Source organism: Streptomyces sp. NPDC047081 (assembly GCF_040643775.1).
Lineage (GTDB): Bacteria > Actinomycetota > Actinomycetes > Streptomycetales > Streptomycetaceae > Streptomyces.
In genome coordinates, this window is sequence record NZ_JBEYUY010000002.1 from 279,673 (window position 1) to 299,883 (window position 20,211).

The 20,211-nt window shown below is 70.3% G+C and carries 14 protein-coding genes; 13 read left to right on the plus strand and 1 reads right to left on the minus strand.

Annotation, left to right across the window (positions count from 1 at the left end):
* Positions 1-60: 60 nt before the first annotated feature.
* Positions 61-1,737 carry a choline dehydrogenase gene (betA, locus tag ABZ848_RS04445; RefSeq protein ID WP_360825097.1) on the plus strand — a complete coding sequence of 559 codons (1,677 nt, stop codon included), beginning with the start codon at positions 61-63 and terminating at the stop codon, positions 1,735-1,737.
* A 3-nt stretch (positions 1,738-1,740) separates the two neighbouring features.
* Positions 1,741-2,580 (plus strand): 5,10-methylenetetrahydrofolate reductase, encoded by an 840-nt coding sequence (locus ABZ848_RS04450; RefSeq protein WP_360825100.1) that lies wholly within the window; start codon positions 1,741-1,743, stop codon positions 2,578-2,580.
* Positions 2,581-2,673: 93 nt separating this feature from the next.
* On the opposite strand, the gene purU is transcribed toward ABZ848_RS04450, so the two are convergent.
* Positions 2,674-3,546: a formyltetrahydrofolate deformylase gene (gene purU / locus ABZ848_RS04455; protein ID WP_360825103.1), complete on the minus strand. Its 873-nt coding sequence runs from the start codon at positions 3,544-3,546 to the stop codon at positions 2,674-2,676.
* Positions 3,547-3,765: 219 nt separating this feature from the next.
* On the opposite strand from purU, the gene ABZ848_RS04460 reads away from it, so the two are divergent.
* The 11 genes from ABZ848_RS04460 (at position 3,766) to ABZ848_RS04510 (ending at position 20,125) form a co-directional block, all read left to right on the plus strand.
* Positions 3,766-5,235: an aldehyde dehydrogenase family protein gene (locus tag ABZ848_RS04460; protein ID WP_360825106.1), complete on the plus strand. Its 1,470-nt coding sequence runs from the start codon at positions 3,766-3,768 to the stop codon at positions 5,233-5,235.
* 20 nt (positions 5,236-5,255) lie between these two features.
* On the plus strand, positions 5,256-6,344 hold the full coding sequence (locus tag ABZ848_RS04465; protein WP_360825109.1) for a glycine betaine/L-proline ABC transporter ATP-binding protein: 1,089 nt from the start codon (positions 5,256-5,258) through the stop codon (positions 6,342-6,344).
* Positions 6,344-8,344 (plus strand): ABC transporter permease subunit, encoded by a 2,001-nt coding sequence (locus ABZ848_RS04470; RefSeq protein WP_360825112.1) that lies wholly within the window; start codon positions 6,344-6,346, stop codon positions 8,342-8,344. Before ABZ848_RS04465 ends, ABZ848_RS04470 begins: the two co-directional genes overlap by 1 nt.
* Positions 8,345-8,358: 14 nt before the next feature.
* The gene (locus ABZ848_RS04475; RefSeq protein WP_360825115.1) at positions 8,359-9,330 is read left to right on the plus strand and encodes an ABC transporter substrate-binding protein; all 972 of its coding nucleotides are present in this window, start codon (positions 8,359-8,361) and stop codon (positions 9,328-9,330) included.
* Positions 9,331-9,547: 217 nt separating this feature from the next.
* Positions 9,548-11,986: an FAD-dependent oxidoreductase gene (locus ABZ848_RS04480; RefSeq protein ID WP_360825118.1), complete on the plus strand. Its 2,439-nt coding sequence runs from the start codon at positions 9,548-9,550 to the stop codon at positions 11,984-11,986.
* Positions 11,987-12,008: 22 nt separating this feature from the next.
* Positions 12,009-12,869 (plus strand): bifunctional methylenetetrahydrofolate dehydrogenase/methenyltetrahydrofolate cyclohydrolase, encoded by an 861-nt coding sequence (locus ABZ848_RS04485; protein ID WP_360825121.1) that lies wholly within the window; start codon positions 12,009-12,011, stop codon positions 12,867-12,869.
* A complete protein-coding gene (glyA, locus tag ABZ848_RS04490) occupies positions 12,866-14,161 on the plus strand; it encodes a serine hydroxymethyltransferase (protein ID WP_360825124.1) in 1,296 nt (431 codons plus the stop codon). The genes ABZ848_RS04485 and glyA overlap by 4 nt, the downstream gene beginning before the upstream one ends.
* Positions 14,158-15,390 (plus strand): sarcosine oxidase subunit beta family protein, encoded by a 1,233-nt coding sequence (locus ABZ848_RS04495; protein WP_360825127.1) that lies wholly within the window; start codon positions 14,158-14,160, stop codon positions 15,388-15,390. The genes glyA and ABZ848_RS04495 overlap by 4 nt, the downstream gene beginning before the upstream one ends.
* A gap of 23 nt (positions 15,391-15,413) precedes the next feature.
* Complete coding sequence (locus ABZ848_RS04500; protein ID WP_360825130.1) at positions 15,414-18,605, plus strand: sarcosine oxidase subunit alpha family protein; 3,192 nt, start codon at positions 15,414-15,416, stop codon at positions 18,603-18,605.
* On the plus strand, positions 18,598-19,200 hold the full coding sequence (locus ABZ848_RS04505; RefSeq protein WP_360825133.1) for a sarcosine oxidase subunit gamma family protein: 603 nt from the start codon (positions 18,598-18,600) through the stop codon (positions 19,198-19,200). Before ABZ848_RS04500 ends, ABZ848_RS04505 begins: the two co-directional genes overlap by 8 nt.
* 58 nt (positions 19,201-19,258) lie before the next feature.
* On the plus strand, positions 19,259-20,125 hold the full coding sequence (locus ABZ848_RS04510) for a LysR family transcriptional regulator (protein ID WP_360825136.1): 867 nt from the start codon (positions 19,259-19,261) through the stop codon (positions 20,123-20,125).
* Positions 20,126-20,211: the final 86 nt, after the last annotated feature.

A 20,211-nucleotide genomic window follows, 5' to 3' on the forward strand; every position in this document is an offset into this window, starting at 1 on the left:
TATAGCGCTACTGGTATTAGCATGCGTCGCGTATCGACGGCGCGAGCGAGACGAGGCACCATGGCTCCCCTGCAATACGACTTCGTCATCGTCGGCGGCGGTTCGGCCGGCAGCGCACTGGCGAACAGGCTCTCCGCGGATCCGGCGAACAGCGTGCTGGTCCTGGAGGCCGGCCGGTCCGACTACCCCTGGGACGTCTTCATCCAGATGCCCGCGGCGCTGACGTACCCCATCGGCAGCCGCTTCTACGACTGGAAGTACGAGTCCGAGCCCGAGCCCCACATGGGCGGCCGGCGCGTCTACCACGCCCGCGGCAAGGTGCTGGGCGGCTCCAGCAGCATCAACGGCATGATCTTCCAGCGGGGCAACCCGATGGACTACGAGCGCTGGGCGGCCGACCCCGGGATGGAGACCTGGGACTACGCGCACTGTCTCCCCTACTTCCGCCGGATGGAGAACTGTCTCGCCGCCGATCCGGACGACGAGTTCCGCGGTCACGACGGCCCCCTCGTCCTGGAGCGCGGTCCCGCGACGAACCCGCTCTTCGGTGCCTTCCTCAAGGCCACCGAGGAGGCCGGGTACGCCCCGACGGACGACGTCAACGGCTACCGGCAGGAGGGCTTCGCCAAGTTCGACCGCAACGTCCACCGCGGCCGCCGGCTCTCGGCCTCGAAGGCGTATCTGAAGCCCGCGAGGAAGCGGCGCAACCTGACCGTGAAGACCCGCGCCCTGGTCACCCGCGTCCTCTTCGAGGGCAAGAAGGCCGTCGGCGTCGAGTACCAGCGCGGCAAGGGCGCCCTCCAGCAGGTCCGCGCCAAGGAGGTCATCCTGTGCGGCGGCGCCATCAACTCCCCCCAGCTGCTCCAGCTCTCGGGTGTCGGCAACGCGGAGGAGCTGCGCGCCCTCGGCATCGACGTCGTACACGACCTGCCGGGCGTCGGCGAGAACATGCAGGACCACCTGGAGGTGTACATCCAGTACGCCTGCAAGCAGCCCGTCTCCATGCAGCCGTACCTGGCGAAGTGGCGGGCGCCCTTCATCGGGCTGCAGTGGCTGTTCCGGAAGGGCCCGGCCGCCACGAACCACTTCGAGGCCGGCGGCTTCTGCCGCAGCAACGACGACGTGGACTACCCGAACCTGATGTTCCACTTCCTGCCCATCGCGGTCCGCTACGACGGCTCCGTGCCGGCCGGCGGCCACGGCTACCAGGTGCATGTCGGGCCCATGTACTCGGACGCCATCGGCTCGGTGAAGATCAAGAGCAAGGACCCGCGCGAGCACCCGGCGCTGCGCTTCAACTACCTCTCCACCGAGCAGGACCGCCGTGAGTGGGTCGAGGCCATCCGGGTCGCGCGCAAGCTCCTCAACCAGCCCGCGCTCGCCCCCTACAACGACGGCGAGGTCTCGCCCGGCCCGTCCGTCGAGACGGACCAGGAGATCCTCGACTGGGTGGCCAAGGACGGCGAGACCGCCCTGCACCCGTCCTGCACCTGCAAGATGGGCCCCGCCACTGATGAGACGGCCGTCGTCGACCCCACCAGCATGCGCGTGCACGGCGTGGAGGGCCTGCGCGTGGTGGACGCCTCGGTCATGCCGTACGTCACCAACGGGAACATCTACGCGCCGGTGATGATGATCGCCGAGAAGGCCGCCGACCTGATCCTCGGCAAGGAGCCCCTCGCGCCGTCCAAGGCGGCGTACTACCGCCACCGCGACGCCCAGAAGCAGGCGGGGTAGACCTTGGCCGCCGCGACAGGGCTACGGGCGCTGCTGGAGAGCGTCCGCTACGAGGTGCTGCCCGCGAAGGCCACCGAGGACAAGGTCCTCGCGCATGTCCCTCGCGATGTCGTCGTCACGGTCACCGCGTCGCCGGTCAAGGGCCTGGAGCCCACGCTCGGCCTCACCGAGCGGCTGGCCGCGCACGGCTACCGCGTCGTCCCGCACGTGCCCGCGCGGCTGCTGCGGGACGAGGTGCACGTCAAGGAGGTCACCGCCCGGCTCCGGGAGGCGGGCGTCGACGACGTGTTCGTCCCGGCGGGCGACGCGGACCCGCCGGCCGGGGCCTACGACGGCGCCCTGCCGGTGCTGCGCACGCTGACCGAGCTGGGCGGCCCCTTCGCGCACGTCGGCATCACCGGCTATCCGGAGAGCCATCCGCTCATCGACGACGACGTCACCGTCCAGGCCATGTGGGACAAGCGCGCGCACGCCACGTACATCGTGAGCAACCTCTGCTTCGACCCGCGGGTACTGGGGGAGTGGATCGCGCGCATACGGCGCCGGGACGTCACCCTGCCCGTGTACGTGGGCGTCGCCGGGCCCGTGCAGCGGACCAAGCTGCTGGCGATGGCGACGAAGATCGGGGTGGGGGAGTCGACGCGGTTCCTGACGAAGCACGCGTCCTGGTTCCTGCGGTTCGCGGCGCCGGGCGGCTACTCGCCGCAGCGGCTGCTGGAGCGCGCGGAGCCGGCTCTCACGGCGCCTTCGGCGGGCGTGGCCGGGCTGCACCTGTTCACCTTCAACCAGATCGCCGAGACGGAGCGGTGGCGCCGGGCGCTGCTCGACCGGCTCGGCGGCTGACCGCCGTATCGCTGTATCGCCTTGTCCCCGTATCCCCGTATACAAGGAGGGGCGGGCCGGGGAATCCCGGTCCGCCCCTCCTTGGTGGGTCGGTCAGCGGAAGACCACCGTGCGGTTGCCGTCCACCATCACCCGGCTCTCGCTGTGCCACTTCACCGCGTGCGCCAGCACCTGCGCCTCGACGTCCCGGCCGACCGTGACCAGCTCGCCGGGGTCGAGGGAGTGGTCCACACGGACCACGTCCTGCTCGATGATCTGGCCCTCGTCCAGATCGGAGGTGACGTAGTGCGCCGTCGCGCCCACGAGCTTCACACCCCGGTCGTAGGCCTGGTCGTAGGGCTTCGCGCCCTTGAAGCTGGGGAGGAAGGAGTGGTGGATGTTGATCGCGTGACCCTCCAGCTGCTTGCACAGGTCGTCGGAGAGGATCTGCATGTAGCGGGCGAGGACCACGAGGTCGACGTCCAGCTCGCGCACCAGCTCCAGCAGGCGCGCCTCCGCCTCGGGCTTGGTGTCCTTGGTGACCGGGACGTGGTGGAAGGGGATGCCGTAGGTCTCGGCCAGCCCCTCGAAGTCCCGGTGGTTGGAGACGATCGCGGGGATCTCGATGTTCAGGGAGCCCGTGCGCTGCCGGAACAGCAGGTCGTTCAGGCAGTGGCCGAACCTGGACACCATGATCAGCGTCCGGGTCGGTGTCGAGGCGTCCCGGAGGGTCCAGGTGATGTGGTGGGCCTCGGCGACGGGACCGAACCGGTAACGCAGATTTTCCAGATTCGCGTTTGGATCGGAAACGTCGAAGTGGACCCTCATGAAGAAACGTCCCTGGAGACGATCATCGAATTGCTGGCTCTCCAGGATGTTGCCGGAGTTGCGGACCAGGAAGCCGCTCACGGCGTGGACCAGACCCGCGCTGTCGGGACACGAGAGAGTGAGGACGAACTCACGGCCGGGCTGAGGTCGAGGGGACATATGCGGCCTCCGTCGGTGCGTATTGCACAACTGGGTGAGCGATACGCAACATGGTCGGCTCGGGGCGCGCCTTGGGTCAAGGGCGGGCGGGTAACTGCTCGCATGGTGAAATCGTCATCCGCCAACCCCTTGACGATTGTCCGGTCATTCGCCAGGGTGTTCCACCACAAGCAATTGGATGCACGATGCGCAACGTATTTCGGCTGAAGGGCTTGGCCAGTGGCAGACCTGTACGTTGACGGTGAATGGCGGGAACCGGTGGCCGGAGGCCGCCGGGAGATCCGATGTCCCGCCGACGGCTCGCTCAGCGCGACCGTGGCGGAAGGGACGCGTCCCGACACCGAGGCGGCCATCGCCGCCGCCCGCCGCGCCTTCGACGAGGGTCCCTGGCCGCACACCCCCGAGCGCGAGCGCGGCGCCCTGCTGCTGCGCACCGCCGACCTGATCGAGCGCGACGCGAAGGAGTTCGCCCGCGCCGAGTCGCTGGACACCGGCAAGCGGCTGGTGGAGAGCGAGTACGACATCGCCGACGTCGTCTCCTGCTTCCGCTACTACGGCGGCCTCGCCGGCACCGACGCGGGCCGGGTGATCGACACCGGCCGCGACGACGCGGTGAGCCGGGTCGTGTACGAGCCGGTCGGCGTGTGCGGGCTCATCACCCCGTGGAACTACCCGCTGCTTCAGGCCAGTTGGAAGGTCGCCCCCGCGCTCGCCGCGGGCAACACCATCGTCCTCAAGCCCAGCGAGCTCACCCCCTCCACCTCCGTCCTGCTGATGCGGGCCCTGGAGGAGGCCGGACTGCCGGCCGGCGCCGCCAACCTCGTCCTGGGCACCGGGCCCGAGGTGGGCGCCCCGCTCTCCGAGCACCCGGACGTCGACATGGTCTCCTTCACCGGCGGCCTGGAGACCGGCAAGCGCATCATGGCCACCGCGGCGGCGACCGTGAAGAAGGTCGCGCTGGAACTCGGCGGCAAGAACCCGAACGTCGTCTTCGCCGACGCCGACTTCGAGACCGCCGTCGACTTCGCCCTCACCGCCGTCTTCCTGCACTCCGGGCAGGTCTGCTCGGCCGGCGCCCGGCTGATCGTCGAGGACTCCCTGCACGACCGGTTCGTCGACGAGGTCGTCCGGCGTGCCCGGCAGATCCGCCTCGGCGGGCCCTTCGACCCCGAGGCCGAGACCGGCGCGCTGATCTCCGCCCAGCACCTCGCCAAGGTCGAGGCGTACGTCGCCGCCGGCCTCACGGAAGGCGCCGTACTGCGCTGCGGCGGCGCCCGCCCCGACGACCCGGCGCTCGCGAGCGGCCACTACTACCCGCCGACCGTCCTCGACGAGTGCACGCAGGACATGCGCGTGGTGCACGAGGAGTCCTTCGGGCCCGTGCTGACCGTCGAGCGCTTCACCGACGAGGACGACGCCGTGCGCATCGCCAACGACACCGAGTACGGACTCGCCGGGGCCGTCTGGACCCAGGACGCCGGGAAGGCCCAGCGGGTCGCCCGGCGGCTGCGCCACGGCACGGTGTGGATCAACGACTACCACCCCTATGTACCGCAAGCCGAATGGGGTGGCTTCGGGCACTCGGGCACGGGCCGGGAGCTGGGACCGACCGGCCTGAACGAATACCGAGAGCCCAAACACGTCTGGCAGAACATCCAACCCCGGCCGCAGCTCTGGTTCCGCGGCTGAACGCCGAAAAGAGGTCGATCGTGACCCCCACACAGACCGAGGTGCCGCAGCGGCGCGGCACGCCCCAGGACTCGGACGGCACTCCGGTCATATCCGTGCGCAATCTGTGGAAGGTGTTCGGGCCGAAGGCCGACCGGGTGCCGGAATCGGAGGAGCTGTGCGGGCTCAGTCGCCGCGAGCTCATGGACCGCACTGGATGCACCGCCGCCGTACGCGACGTCAACTTCGAGGTCGCGCCCGGTGAGGTCTTCGTCGTCATGGGCCTGTCCGGCTCCGGCAAGTCCACCCTCGTGCGATGTCTGACCCGGCTGATCGAACCGACCTCCGGCGAGGTCGTCTTCGAGGGCCAGGACATCCGCCAGTGCGACGACAAGCATCTGCGCGAGCTGCGCCGCAGCAAGTTCTCCATGGTCTTCCAGCACTTCGGGCTGCTGCCGCACCGCCGGGTCGTCGACAACGTGGGCTTCGGCCTGGAGATCCGCGGCATGGGCAAGGCGGAGCGCACCAAACGGGCCCTGGAAGTCGTGGAGTTGGTGGGCCTGTCCGGCTACGAGAACTCCTACCCCGACCAGCTCTCCGGCGGCATGCAGCAACGCGTGGGCCTGGCAAGGGCGTTGGCGGGCGACCCGGACGTCCTCTTCTTCGACGAGCCGTTCTCCGCGCTCGACCCGCTGATCCGGCGCGACATGCAGAACGAGGTCATCCGGCTGCACCACGAGGTCGGCAAGACCATGGTGTTCATCACCCACGACCTCTCCGAGGCGCTCAAGCTGGGCGACCGCATCCTCATCATGCGCGACGGCAAGATGGTCCAGTGCGGCACCGGCGACGAACTGGTCGGCGCCCCCGCCGACGACTACGTACGCGAGTTCGTGAAGGACGTGCCGCGCGGTGACGTCCTCACCCTGCGCTGGATCATGCGCGCGCCGGAGGACGGCGACGACCTGGAAGGTCCCGAACTGGGCCCGGACGTGGTGGTGAAGGAGGCCACCCGGGTCGTCCTGGCGGCGGACAAGCCGGTCAAGGTCGTCGAGAACGGCAAGCTGCTCGGCATCGTCGGCGACGAGGAGATCCTCGCCGTGGTCGCGGGGCAGGAAGGCGCCCTCTGATGACCGTCGCCATAGAGAAACCCGAGCAGACGGAGGCCGCGCAACCGGCGCCACCCGTCAAGAGCGAGCGCAAGGTCAGCCGCTGGATGGTGATCGGCGCGATCCTCGTCGTCTGGCTGGTGCTGTTCGCCGTACTGAGGGGCAAGCAGACGCTGTCCCTGGCGGCCGCCGACCTCACCGATCTGCACCGCTGGATCAACGACTTCAACGACTCCATCGGCGCCAACCGCAACTCCAACCCGCTCTTCCTGTACTTCTTCAACGAGATCCGGCTGGTCATCGACAACCTGGTGACCTTCATCCAGCACCTGATCTCCCAGCCGTCCGGGACCCGCCCGGTCCCGGAGATCGGCTGGCTCGGCGTCGTGGGCCTGGCCGGCTACGTCTCCTGGGCCGTGGGCAACTGGCGGGTCGCGCTGCTGGCCGTCGCCGGCTTCACCTTCTTCGGGCTCCAGGGGCTGTGGCAGGAGTCCATGGACACCCTCGCCCTGACCCTCTCCGCGGTGTTCGTGGCGCTGCTGTTCGCGATCCCGCTCGGTGTGTGGGCCGGTCTGTCGGACCGGTTCAACCGGATCATGACGCCCTTCCTGGACTTCATGCAGACGATGCCGACCTTCGTCTACCTGGCGCCGCTCACCCTGTTCTTCCTCATCGGCGGCGCCTCCGCGACCATCGCCACCGTGATCTACGCGGCCCCGCCGACGATCCGCATCACGGCGCACGCCATCCGCAACGTCTCCGGGACGACGGTCGAGGCGGCCGACTCCCTCGGCGCCACCCGCCGCCAGTCGCTGCTGAAGGTCCTGCTGCCGATGTCCAAGCGGACCGTGGTGATGGGCGTCAACCAGACCATCATGGCGGCCCTCGCCATGGTCACCATCGCCGCCCTGATCAACGCACCCGGCCTCGGCGCCAACGTCATCCAGGCGCTGCAGTCCCTCGACGTCGGCACGGCCTTCAACGCGGGCCTCGCCATCGTCGTCATGGCGATCGTCCTCGACCGGGTCACCACCGCGGCCGCCGCGCGCGAGGAGAACGCCCGCAGGTCCACGCACGACTTCACGAAGTGGCGCCGCCCCCTGCTGGGCGCCGGCGCCGCGGTCACCGCGGTCCTGGTCTACCTCTCGCACACCTATCTGTGGGCGGCCGACTTCCCCGGCGACGGCACCGTCGGCAGCCACATCGCGAGCGCCGCGGACACCGCGACCAACTGGGCGCAGGACCATCTGTCGGGCCTGACCAACACCGTCCGCGACGTCATCACCAACGGCCTGCTCAACCCGTTCCAGACCCTGCTCACCGACTCCCCGTGGTGGCTGGTCGGCGCGGTGCTGGTCGCGCTCGCGGTGGTGCTGGGCGGCTGGAAGTCCGGGGTCACCACCGCGGTGTGCGTGGGCCTGCTGGTCGCCACCGGTGTGTGGTCGGACGCGATGACCACGCTGGCCTCCACGATCGTCGCCACCGTGCTGGTGATGATCCTCGGCGTCGTCTTCGGCGTGTGGATGGGCCGCAGCATGCTGGTGGACCGGGCGATCCGGCCCACCCTGGACGCGGCCCAGGTCATGCCGCCGTTCGTCTATCTCGTGCCGTTCCTCGCGCTGTTCGGCGCCACCCGCTTCACGGCCATCGTCGCCGCGATCGTCTACGGGGCGCCCGTCGCCATGAAGATCATCGCCGACGGGATCCGGGCCGTGCCCGAGACCACCGTGGAAGCGGCCACCTCCGCCGGGTGCAACACCTGGCAGATCATCACCAAGGTCCAACTGCCGATGTCACGCAGTGCCCTGACTCTCGCGACCAACCAGGGCCTGATCTACGTGCTGTCGATGGTTGTTGTGGGCGGCCTGGTAGGAGCAGGCGCTCTCGGCTACGACGTCGTGGCCGGATTCTCGCAGGGCGAGCTGTACGGCAAGGGGCTGGCGGCAGGACTCGCCATCGTACTGCTCGGAGTCATGTTCGACCGGATCACTCAGGCAGCGGCGCGACGCGCGAGCGCTTAAAGGAGCACGACACCATGGCAAGACACTGGCGAGCCGGCGCGGCCGGCCTGGCCGTCCTCGGCCTCACCCTCACCGCGTGCGGTGGCGCGAAGGTCGGCGACACCTCCTCGGGTTCGGGCAGCTCGGGCGGCAGCTCCGGCAAGTGCGGCACCTTCAACCTCGCGGTCAACCCCTGGGTGGGCTACGAGGCCGACGCGGCGGTCGTCGCGTACGTCGCGGAACACAGCCTCGGCTGCAAGGTGAACAAGAAGAACCTGAAGGAAGAGATCGCCTGGCAGGGCTTCGGCACCGGCGAGGTCGACGCGATCCTGGAGAACTGGGGCCACGCCGACCTGGTGAAGAAGTACATCACCGAGCAGAAGACCGCCGTGGACGCGGGCCAGACCGGCAACAAGGGAATCATCGGCTGGTACGTGCCGCCGTGGCTGGCCAAGGCGCACCCCGACATCCTCGACTACAAGAACCTCAACAAGTACGCCGCCAACTTCAAGACCTCCGAGTCCGGCGGCAAGGGCCAGCTCCTGGACGGCGACCCGTCGTACGTCACCAACGACGCGGCCCTGGTGAAGAACCTGAAGCTGGACTTCAAGGTGGTGTACGCGGGCAGCGAGACCGCGCTCATCCAGTCCTTCCGGGACGCCGAGAAGAACAAGAAGTGGGCCATCGGCTACTTCTACGAGCCGCAGTGGTTCCTCTCCGAGGTCCCGCTGAAGAAGGTCAGCCTGCCCGCCTACAAGGACGGCTGTGACGCCGACGCGGCCAAGGTCGCCTGCGACTACCCCGTCTACAACCTCAACAAGATCGTCAGCACGAAGTTCGCCAAGTCGGGCAGCCCCGCCTACAACCTGGTGAAGAACTTCAACTGGACGAACGACGACCAGAACGAGGTCGCCAAGTACATCGCCCAGGACAAGCTGTCGGACGAGGCGGCGGCCAAGAAGTGGGTCGACGCCAACAAGGACAAGGTGGACGCCTGGCTCAAGTAGCCGAGTCGGGCAGACCGGTCGAACATGCCCGGCGGGCGGTGCGCGTCCTCGCGTGCCGCCCGCCGGGCATTGCCGTGTCCGGGCCCATGTTTCCGGGCGTTTTCCGACGTCACGGACCCCTTGACACCCCCTCCCCGGGACAGGCACGCTGAGTTGCGCAACCTGAATCGCGTTGCGTACGAAGCAACTGGCCGGTTTTGATTTCGGAGGTGCGGCGATGGCGGGACCCCGAGTGGTGATCATCGGAGCGGGCGTCGTGGGAGCGGCCCTCGCGGACGAGATCTCCGCGCGAGGCTGGACCGAAGTGACCGTGGTCGACCAGGGCCCGCTGCCGGCCACCGGAGGCTCCAGCTCACACGCCCCGGGCCTGGTCTTCCAGACGAACTCCTCCAAGACGATGACCGAGCTGGCCCGCTACACGGTCGAGAAGTTCTGCTCCCTCGACGTCGACGGCAAGCCCTGCTTCCTCCAGGTCGGCGGCCTCGAAGTGGCGACCACCCCCGAGCGTCTCGCGGAACTGCACCGCCGCCACGGCTGGATCACCGCCTGGGGCATCGAGGCCCGTCTGCTGACCACCGACGAGTGCCTGGAGCAGCACCCGCTCGTCAACCGCGACAAGGTCCTCGGCGGACTCCTGGTTCCCACCGACGGCCTCGCCAAGGCGGTCCTCGCCGTCGAGGCGCAGATCCGCCGCGCCACCGGGCGCGGGGTGACCTTCCTGCCCCGCCACGAGGTCCTGGACATCCTCCAGGCCGACGGCGAGGTCACCGGCGTCCGCACCGACAAGGGCGACCTCGAAGCCGACATCGTCGTGTGCTGCGCCGGCATCTGGGGCCCGAAGATCGCCCGCATGGCCGGCATGAACCTCCCGCTGACCCCGCTCGCCCACCAGCTCGCGTGGACCGGACCGATCCCCGCGCTCGCCGGGCAGACCGAGGAGGCCGTCCGCCCGATCCTGCGCCACCAGGACGCCGACCTCTACTACCGCGACCGCTTCGACGGCATCGGCATCGGCTACTACGGCCACCGCCCCATGCCGATCACCGCCGACGAGATCCTCTCGTTCGACGAGGCCGAGCAGATGCCCTCCGTCCTGGAGTTCACCGAGGACGACTTCGCGCCCGCCTGGACCGAGACCCAGTCCCTGCTCCCCGCGACCCAGGAGGCGAAGGTCGAGGAGGGCATCAACGGCCTGTTCTCCTTCACCACCGACAACTTCCCGCTCCTCGGCGAGTCCCCGGACGTCAAGGGCTTCTGGGTCGCCGAGGCCGTCTGGGTCACCCACTCCGCGGGCGTCGGCCGCGCCATGGCCGAGTGGCTGGTCGACGGCTACTGCTCCTCCTTCGACCTGCACGAGTGCGACGTCAACCGCTTCGAGCCGCACCAGCTCACCCCGGAGTACGTCCTGGCCCGCGACTGCCGGAACTTCGTCGAGGTCTACGACATCCTCCACCCCCTCCAGCCCTCCGGCGACCCGCGCCCCATCCGCAAGAGCCCCTTCCACGCCCGCCAGCAGGAGCACGGCGCGTTCTTCCTGGAGGCGAACGGCTGGGAGCGCCCGCAGTGGTACGAGGCCAACGCGCCCTTGGTGACAGGCCGTTCGATCCCCACCCCGAACGACTGGGCGGCGCAGTTCTGGTCGCCGATCGTCGGCGCGGAGGCCCAGGCCACCCGCGAGACCGTCGCCCTGTACGACATGACGGCCCTCAAGCGCCTCGAAGTCTCCGGCCCCGGCGCCGCGGACTTCCTGGAGCGCCTGGTCACCGGCAAGGTCGCCAAGTCGGTCGGCTCGGTGACGTACACCCTGCTCCTCGACCACGACGGCGGCATCCGCAGCGACGTCACCGTGGCCCGGCTCGCCCGCGACCTCTTCCAGGTCGGCGCGAACGGCAACCTCGACCTCGACTGGTTCGGCCGCCATCTGCCGGCCGACGGCACGGTCCAGGTCCGCGACATCACACCGGGCACCTGCTGCATCGGCCTGTGGGGCCCGCTCGCCCGCAAGGTCCTCCAGCCCCTGGCCGACGAGGACTTCTCCAACGACGGCCTGAAGTACTTCCGCGCCAAGCGCGCCAACATCGGGTCCGTCCCGGTGACGGCCATGCGCCTTTCGTACGTCGGTGAGCTCGGCTGGGAGCTGTACACCACCGCCGACCTGGGCCAGAAGCTCTGGGACACGCTGTGGGCGGCGGCCGAACCGCTGGGCGGCATCATCGCGGGGCGCGGCGCCTTCAACAGCCTGCGCCTGGAGAAGGGTTACCGCTCCTTCGGCACCGACATGACGTACGAGCACGACCCGTACGAGGCCGGCGTCGGCTTCGCGGTCAAGCTCGACAAGGAGGACTTCATCGGCAAGGCGGCGCTGGAACGCCGCAAGACCGACGTCCGGCGCCGCCTCACCTGCCTGACGATCGACGACCCACGGTCCGTCGTCATGGGCAAGGAGCCGGTGTACGACGGCGACCGCGCCGTCGGCTACGTCACCAGCGCCGCGTACGGCTACACGATCGGCAAGGGCATCGCGTACGCCTGGCTGCCGACGGAGGTGGCCGCGCCGGGGACCGTACTGCACATCGGGTACTTCGACGAGCGCGTGGAGGCGGTCGTTGCCGAAGAGCCCCTGTTCGACCCGACGATGTCCCGCCTCCGTGGCTGACCTCGAAGAAGGAGCAACGCCGGTGACCGCACAACTCCTCGACGGCAAGGCCACCGCAGCCGCCATCCGGCGTGAACTCGCCGAGCGCGTCGCCAAGTTGACCGTCGGTGGTGGGCGCCCGCCCGGCCTCGGCACCGTCCTCGTCGGTGACGACCCCGGCAGTCACGCCTACGTCTCCGGCAAGCACCGCGACTGCGCGCAGGTCGGGATCGCCTCCATCCGGCGGGATCTGCCCGCCGACGCGACCCAGCGGCAGGTCGAGGACGTCGTCGACGAGCTCAACGCCGACCCCGCCTGCACCGGCTACATCGTCCAGCTCCCGCTGCCCGCGCACCTGGACGCGAACGCCGTACTCGCCCGCATGGACCCGGCCAAGGACGCCGACGGACTGCACCCCGTCAACCTCGGCCGGCTCGTCCTCGGCACAGAGGCGCCGCTGCCGTGCACCCCGCGCGGCATCGTCGAACTCCTGCGCCGGTACGAGGTGCCGATCGCCGGGGCCCGCGTCTGCGTGGTCGGACGCGGCATCACCGTCGGCCGGCCCATCGGCCTCCTCCTCACCCGCCGCTCCGAGAACGCCACCGTCACCCTCTGCCACACCGGCACCAAGGGCCTGGCCTGGCACGTCCGCGAGGCCGACATCGTCATCGCCGCCGCGGGCTCACCCGGACTGATCACCAAGGACATGCTGCGCCCCGGCGCGGCCGTCCTGGACGTCGGCATCACCCGCACCGAGAACGGCCTCGTCGGCGACATCCACCCGGAGGCCGCCCAGGTCGCCGGCTGGATCGCCCCGATGCCCGGAGGCGTGGGCCCCATGACCCGGGCGATGCTGCTCGCCAACGTCGTCGAGGCCGCCGAGAGGAACGCGAACGCCGTATGAACGCGCTGAACACCCCCCTGGCGGAGCTGGACCCCGAGGTCCACGAGGCGCTGCGCGCCGAACTCCACCGCCAGCAGTCCACGTTGGAGATGATCGCCTCCGAGAACTTCGCGCCCACCGCCGTGATGGAGGCGCAGGGCTCGGTCGCGACCAACAAGTACGCCGAGGGCTACCCCGGCCGCCGCTACTACGGCGGCTGCGAACACGTCGACGTCACCGAGCGGCTGGCGATCGAGCGGATCAAGTCCCTCTTCGGGGCCGGTTTCGCCAACGTCCAGCCGCACTCGGGCGCCCAGGCCAACACCGCCGTCTTCTTCGCGCTGCTCCAGCCCGGCGACACCGTCCTCGGCCTCGACCTCGCGCACGGCGGCCACCTCACCCACGGCATGCGCATCAACTACAGCGGCAAGATGCTCAACGTCGTGCCGTACCACGTGTCCGAGACCGACAACCTGGTCGACATGGACGAGGTCGAGCGCCTCGCCAAGGAACACCGGCCCAAGATGATCATCGCGGGCTGGTCGGCGTACCCCAGGCAGCTGGACTTCGCCGCCTTCCGCCGGATCGCCGACGAGGTCGGCGCCCTGCTGATGGTCGACATGGCGCACTTCGCGGGCCTGGTCGCGGCCGGGCTGCACCCGAGCCCCGTCCCGCACGCCCACGTCACCACCACGACCACCCACAAGACCCTCGGCGGCCCGCGTGGCGGCGTGATCCTCACCAACGAGGCCGACCTCGCCAAGAAGATCAACTCGGCGGTGTTCCCGGGCATGCAGGGCGGCCCGCTGGAGCACGTCATCGCCGCGAAGGCGGTCTCCTTCAAGGTCGCCGCCTCCCCGGAGTTCGCCGAGCGCCAGGCCCGCACGCTGGCCGGAGCCCGCATCCTGGCCGAGCGGCTGACCCGGCCCGACGCCGCGGTGGCCGGAGTGAAGGTGCTGACCGGCGGCACGGACGTCCACCTGGTCCTCGTCGACCTGCGGGAGTCCCCGCTGGACGGCCGCCAGGCCGAGGACCTCCTCCACGAGATCGGCATCACCGTCAACCGCAACGCGGTGCCCTTCGACCCGCGCCCGCCCATGGTCACCTCGGGCCTGCGCATCGGCACCCCGGCGCTGGCCACGCGAGGCTTCACGGAAGAGGACTTCACCGAGGTCGCCGACGTGATCGCGCTCGCCCTCCAACCCGAACCGGACACCGCGGCCCTGCGCGCCCGCACCGAGGCGCTGGCCGCCAAGCACCCGCTCTACCCGCACCTGTCACAGGCAGCAGAAGAAGCCGGAGACGCCCGATGAGCCCCCGCACCCCCGGCGCCGAGCTCCCCGAACACCCCGACTGGCTGTGGCGCACACCCGAGCCGAAGCGCTCGTACGACGTCGTCATCGTCGGCGGCGGCGGACACGGCCTGGCCACCGCCCACTACCTCGCCAGGAACCACGGCATCACCAACGTCGCCGTACTGGAGAAGGGGTGGCTCGCGGGCGGCAACATGGCCCGCAACACCACGATCATCCGCTCCAACTACCTCTGGGACGAGAGCGCCGGCATCTACGAGCACGCGCTCAAGCTCTGGGAGGGCCTGGCGGACGAGCTCGACTACCCGATCCTCTTCTCCCAGCGGGGCGTGCTGAACCTGGCGCACAGTCTCCAGGACGTCCGCGACAGCGTCCGCCGCGTCGAGGCGAACCGCCTCAACGGCGTGGACGCCGAGTGGCTGGACGCGGACGGCGTCAAGGAGGTCTGTCCGATCGTCAACACCTCCCCGGACGTCCGCTACCCGGTCCTCGGCGGCACCTACCAGCCCCGCGCAGGCATCGCCAAGCACGACCACGTGGCCTGGGGCCTGGCCCGCTCGGCCGACGCCGCGGGCATCGACATCATCCAGAACTGCGAGGTCACCGGCCTGGACGTGGTAGGCGGCCGAGTGATCGGAGTCCAGACCAGCCTGGGCCCCATCGCGGCGGGCAAGGTGGCACTCTGCTCAGCCGGCCACACCTCCGTCCTCGCCGCCATGGCCGGCATCGAACTCCCGCTCCAGAGCCACCCGTTGCAGGCCCTGGTCTCGGAACTCCTCGAACCGGTGCACCCCACGGTCGTCATGTCCAACGCCGTCCATGTGTACGTCAGCCAGGCGCACAAGGGCGAGCTGGTGATGGGCGCGGGCATCGACGCGTACAACTCGTACACGCAGCGGGGCGCGTTCCACATCATCGAGGAGCAGATGTCGGCGGCCCTGGAGCTCTTCCCGGTCTTCGCCCGCGCCCACGTCCTGCGCACCTGGGGCGGCATCGTCGACGTCAGCCCCGACGCGTCACCGATCGTGGGCCTGACCCCCGTGGACAACCTCTACCTCAACTGCGGCTGGGGAACGGGCGGTTTCAAGGCCACCCCCGGTCTCGGCTGGGTCTACGCCCACACCATCGCGCACGACACCCCGCACCCCCTCAACGCCCCCTTCTCGCTCGACCGTTTCACCACCGGCGCGCTCGTCGACGAGCACGGCGCGGCCGCGGTGGCCCACTAGGGATCCCCAAGGAGCCGAACGACATGCTGCTGATCCCCTGCCCGTGGTGCGGCCCGCGCGACGAGGCCGAGTTCCACTACGGCGGCCAGGCCCACGTGCCGTACCCGGAGAACCCGTCGACCCTGACCGACGAGGAGTGGGCCAAGTACCTCTTCTTCCGGGCCAACCCGAAGGGCCCGTTCGCGGAACGCTGGAGCCACTCGGCGGGCTGCCGACGCTGGTTCAACGCGGTACGCGACACGTCGACGAACGAGATCATGGCGGTGTACCGGGCGGGGGAGGAGCGTCCGGGGACTGTTGAGCGCCGGGAGGATTCTTCAGCCGTTCCGGTCACTTCTCAGCCGCGTCCAGCACCCTCAGCCCGTCCGGCGTTTGAGGACGAGGCCCCTTCAGGGCCGATCGGGGGCGCGGGGGCGGAGCCCCCGGCACGGCGCCGCACCCGCCGACTCACCTTCACCTTCGACGGCACCGAATACCAGGGCGTAGAAGGAGACACCCTAGCCTCCGCCCTCCTGGCCAACGGCGTCATCGCCGCAGCGACCAGCATCAAGCTCGGCCGCCCCCGCGGCATCTTCTCCGCCGGCCCGGAGGAACCCAACGCGGTCGTCCAGATCGAGGCCCCCTTCCCGGAGCCGATGCTCCCCGCCACCACCGTCGAGCTCTACGACGGCCTGGTCGCATCGAGCCTCCCCGGCCAGGGCCGCCTCGCCACCGAACCGGACCCGGCCCGGTACGACGCCGTACACACGCACTGTGACCTGCTGATCGTCGGCGCGGGCCCGGCCGGCCTCGCCGCGGCGGCAGCGGCGGCGAAGACCGGCGCCCGGGTCGTCCTCGCCGACGACCACGCCGAGCTCGGCGGCAGTCTCTCCGGCACCGGCGAACTCCCGGACTGGGCAGGCGAGACGACCGCCCAGCTGGAGGCCTCTCCCGACGTCCGCATCCTCCGCCGTACCACCGTCTTCGGCTACTACGACGACAATCACCTCCTCGCCGTGGAACGCCGCACGAACCACCTTGGCGCAGCGGCCCCGCAACACGTCTCCCGCGAACGCGTCCACCGCATCCGCGCCCGCCGGGTGATCCTCGCCACCGGCGCCCACGAACGCTCCCTCGCCTTCGCGGACAACGACCGCCCCGGCGTGATGCTGGCCGCGTCGGCCCGCACGTACGTGAACCGCCACGGCGTCCTCCCCGGCCGCCACGCGGTCGTGTTCACCACCAACGACAGCGCGTACGCGGCCGCGTTGGACCTGCACACGGCCGGCGTGGAGATCGCCGCGATCGTCGACACCCGCCCCGACCCGGGCGAGTGGGCGGACCGGGCCCGCGCGGCCGGCATCGAGGTGCTGCCGGGGCACGCCGTCATCGGTACCGAGGGCGAGCAGCGGCTCACCGCCGTGGCCGTCGCGCCGTACGGGGAGACCACGGGCCGGCGCGAGTTCGCCGCCGACCTGCTGCTCGTCTCCGGCGGCTGGAACCCCGTGGCGCACCTGTTCAGCCAGGCGGGCGGCAAGCTCCGGCACGACGAGGAACTCGGCACCTTCGTGCCCGACTCATGCCGCCAGGCCGTCGAGGTCGCGGGCAGCGCGGCCGGCGTGTTCGACCTGCCCGGGGTGCTCGCCCAGGGCGCGGCGGCCGGCGCCCGTGCCATGGAGGCCGAGGGCTACACCCCGCAGGCCGTCCGCCTCCCGCAGGTCCCCGCCCAGCCGCGGCCCACCCCGCCGATGCACGTCTTCGGCGTCCCCGGCCGCGAAGGCGCCCCGCGCTTCGTCGACCTCCAACGCGACGTCACCGTCGACGACTTGGCCCGCGCCACCGGCGCCGGCATGCGCTCGGTGGAGCACACCAAGCGCTACACCACGGCCGGTACCGCCAACGACCAGGGCAAGACCTCCGGCGTGCTGGCCAGCGGCATCGTCGCCGAACTGCTCGGCGTGGACATCTCCGCGCTCGGCACGACCACCTTCCGCCCGCCCTACACCCCCGTCTCCTTCGCGGCCCTCGCCGGCCGCGACCGGGGCGCGCTGAGCGACCCGGTGCGCACCACCGCCCTCCACGAGTGGCACGTCGGCCACGGCGCCCTCTTCGAGAACGTCGGCCAGTGGAAGCGCCCCTGGTACTACCCCCAGGACGGCGAGGACATGGAGACGGCCGTACTGCGCGAGTGCGCCGCCGCCCGTGAGAGCGTCGCCTTCATGGACGCCTCCACCCTCGGCAAGATCGACGTCCAGGGCCCGGACGCGGCCGTCTTCCTCGACCGGCTCTACACCAACATGATGTCCACCCTGAAGGTCGGCATGATCCGCTACGGCGTGATGTGCCGCCTGGACGGCATGGTCTTCGACGACGGCACGGTCATCCGTCTCGCCCAGGACCGCTTCCTGGTCACCACGACGACCGGCAACGCGGCCGCCGTACTGGACTGGATGGAGGAGTGGCTGCAGACGGAGTGGCCGGAGCTGAAGGTCCACTGCACGTCCGTCACCGAACAGTGGGCGACCGTCGCTCTGGTGGGCCCGAAGTCCCGGGCCGTCCTCGGCGCACTGGCACCCCAACTGGCCGTCGACAACGACGACTTCCCGTTCATGGCCTGGCGCGAGACGACCGTCGCCGGCATCGAGGCGCGCGTCTGCCGGATCAGCTTCTCCGGCGAACTCGCCTACGAGATCAACGTCTCGCCGTGGGAGGCCCTCACCCTCTGGGAGGCGCTGTACGAGGCCGGTGCCCCGTACGGCATCACCCCGTACGGCACCGAGACCATGCACGTCCTGCGCGCCGAGAAGGGCTACCCGATCATCGGCCAGGACACCGACGGCACGGTCACCCCGCAGGACCTCGGCATGAGCTGGGCGGTCTCCAAGAAGAAGCCCGACTTCGTCGGCAAGCGCTCCTTCGCCCGCGCCGACACCGTCCGCCCCGACCGCAAGCACCTGGTCGGCCTGCTCCCGGACGACCCCGGCACCTTCCTGCCCGAGGGCACTCACCTGGTCGCCGACAGCGTGCTTCCGGCCCCGCCCGTCCCGATGCTCGGCCACGTCACCTCCAGCTACCGCAGCGCCGCCCTCGGCCGCACCTTCGCGCTCGCCCTGATCAAGGGCGGCCGCGAGCGCATCGGCGAGCGCCTGTACGCCCCCGTCGGCGACCGGCTGGTCCCGGTGACCGTCGCAAGCCCCGTCCTCTACGACCCCGAGGGAGCCCGCCGCGATGGCTGACACCGCACTCACCGCCCGGCCCCGCAGCCCCCTGGCGCACGCCGCCGGACGGCTGGCCGCCGCGACCCGCAGCTCCCAGGGAGCGGTACGGCTGGCCGAACTCCCCTTCCTGACCCAGCTCGACGTCCGTCTCGACGCCAAGGGCGCGGCTGCCGACGCGGTCGGCCTGGCACTGGGCCTGCAACTGCCCCTGGAGCCCAACACCGTCGTACGCGCCGGAGAGTTGACCGTGCTGTGGCTCGGCCCGGACGAGTGGCTGCTGGTCGCGCCGCCCGGATCCGAGCGGGACCTGGAGAGCCGGATCAGGGAGGCCGCCGGGGACGAGCCGGTGTCCGTCACCGACGTCTCCGCCCAGCGCACGACCCTCCTGGTCGCAGGCGAGCACGCCCGCGACCTCCTCGCGCACGGCTGCTCACTGGACCTGCACCCGCGCGCCTTCGCCCCCGGCCGCTGCGCCCAGACCACCCTGGGCCGCACCCAGGTCGTCCTGGTCGCCCGGGACGAACCCAGGGCAGGATTCTGGGTGCTCGTGCGATCCTCCTTCGCCGGCTATCTCACCGACTGGATACTGGACGCGGCAACGGAATACGTATGACGGGCATCGGGTCTCCGTCGGACCGGTGATAACGTGTCCCGGAATTCACGGAGACCCGATGGAACGACGTCAGCTGGAATACTTCATCGCCGTTGTCGAACACGGCGGGTTCACGGCCGCGGCCATCGCGCTCCATGTGGCACAGCCGTCGCTTTCCCATGCCATCAGGACCCTGGAGCGCGAATGCGGCGGAAGTCTTTTCCACCGGCTGCCGCACGGCGTCGCGCTCACCGCGGCCGGTGAGGCGCTGGTCCGCCCGGCCCAGCAGGTCCTGCGCGACCTCGCCACGGCGGGCTCCCTGGTGCGCGAGGTCCTCGGCCTGGAGGGCGGCCGGCTCGATGTCGTCTCGCAGACGACGCTCTCGGTCGATCCGCTCGCCGGGATGCTCGGGCGCTTCCACCGCGCCCACCCGAAGGTCTCCGTGCGCGTGGTCGACCCGGAGCGGGGAGCGGCCGTGGCGGTCATGGTCGCGGCCGGGCGCTGCGAACTCGGTCTGGTCGACGCCTCCGTGCCCACCGGGGACCTGAGCGGCATCGACCTGCCGGCGCAGGAGATGCACGTCGTCCTGCCCCCGGACCACCCGCATCCGCCCGGTGACACCATCACCTCGCGCGAACTGGCCGCGCTGGACCTCATCGTGACACCGCCCGGCACCGAGACCCGGGTGGCCGTGGACGACGTGTGCACCGCGCTCGGCGTCGCACCGCGCATCGTGGTGGAGACCGCGCATCGGGCGATGATCGTGCCGCTGATCCTCGCGGGCGTCGGCGCCTCCCTGCTGCCCGCCTCCATGGCCCGCGACGCCGGACTCCGCGGCGCCCGCATGCTCTCCAACCGCCCCCGGCTGCTGCGCCACGGGCGCCTGGTCTGGCGGTCGGGCCCGCTGTCGCCGGCCGCTCAGGCCTTCGTCGATCTGGCCGTATAGAAGTTTTCTACCGCCTTCATTCAAAACCGGTCCAGGGCAATTCTCCGCACCTTGTTGACCTGCGTCGACGCCGAATGACATTTTTG

Excerpts from the sequence above, each read along its gene's own strand:
- betA (WP_360825097.1), top strand. The coding sequence starts at position 61 with ATGGCTCCCCTGCAATACGACTTCGTCATCGTCGGCGGCGGTTCGGCC.
- purU (WP_360825103.1), bottom strand. The coding sequence starts at position 3,546 with ATGTCCCCTCGACCTCAGCCCGGCCGTGAGTTCGTCCTCACTCTCTCG.
- ABZ848_RS04470 (WP_360825112.1), top strand. The coding sequence starts at position 6,344 with ATGACCGTCGCCATAGAGAAACCCGAGCAGACGGAGGCCGCGCAACCG.
- ABZ848_RS04475 (WP_360825115.1), top strand. The coding sequence starts at position 8,359 with ATGGCAAGACACTGGCGAGCCGGCGCGGCCGGCCTGGCCGTCCTCGGC.
- ABZ848_RS04480 (WP_360825118.1), top strand. The coding sequence starts at position 9,548 with ATGGCGGGACCCCGAGTGGTGATCATCGGAGCGGGCGTCGTGGGAGCG.
- glyA (WP_360825124.1), top strand. The coding sequence starts at position 12,866 with ATGAACGCGCTGAACACCCCCCTGGCGGAGCTGGACCCCGAGGTCCAC.
- ABZ848_RS04495 (WP_360825127.1), top strand. The coding sequence starts at position 14,158 with ATGAGCCCCCGCACCCCCGGCGCCGAGCTCCCCGAACACCCCGACTGG.
- ABZ848_RS04500 (WP_360825130.1), top strand. The coding sequence starts at position 15,414 with ATGCTGCTGATCCCCTGCCCGTGGTGCGGCCCGCGCGACGAGGCCGAG.
- ABZ848_RS04505 (WP_360825133.1), top strand. The coding sequence starts at position 18,598 with ATGGCTGACACCGCACTCACCGCCCGGCCCCGCAGCCCCCTGGCGCAC.
- ABZ848_RS04510 (WP_360825136.1), top strand. The coding sequence starts at position 19,259 with ATGGAACGACGTCAGCTGGAATACTTCATCGCCGTTGTCGAACACGGC.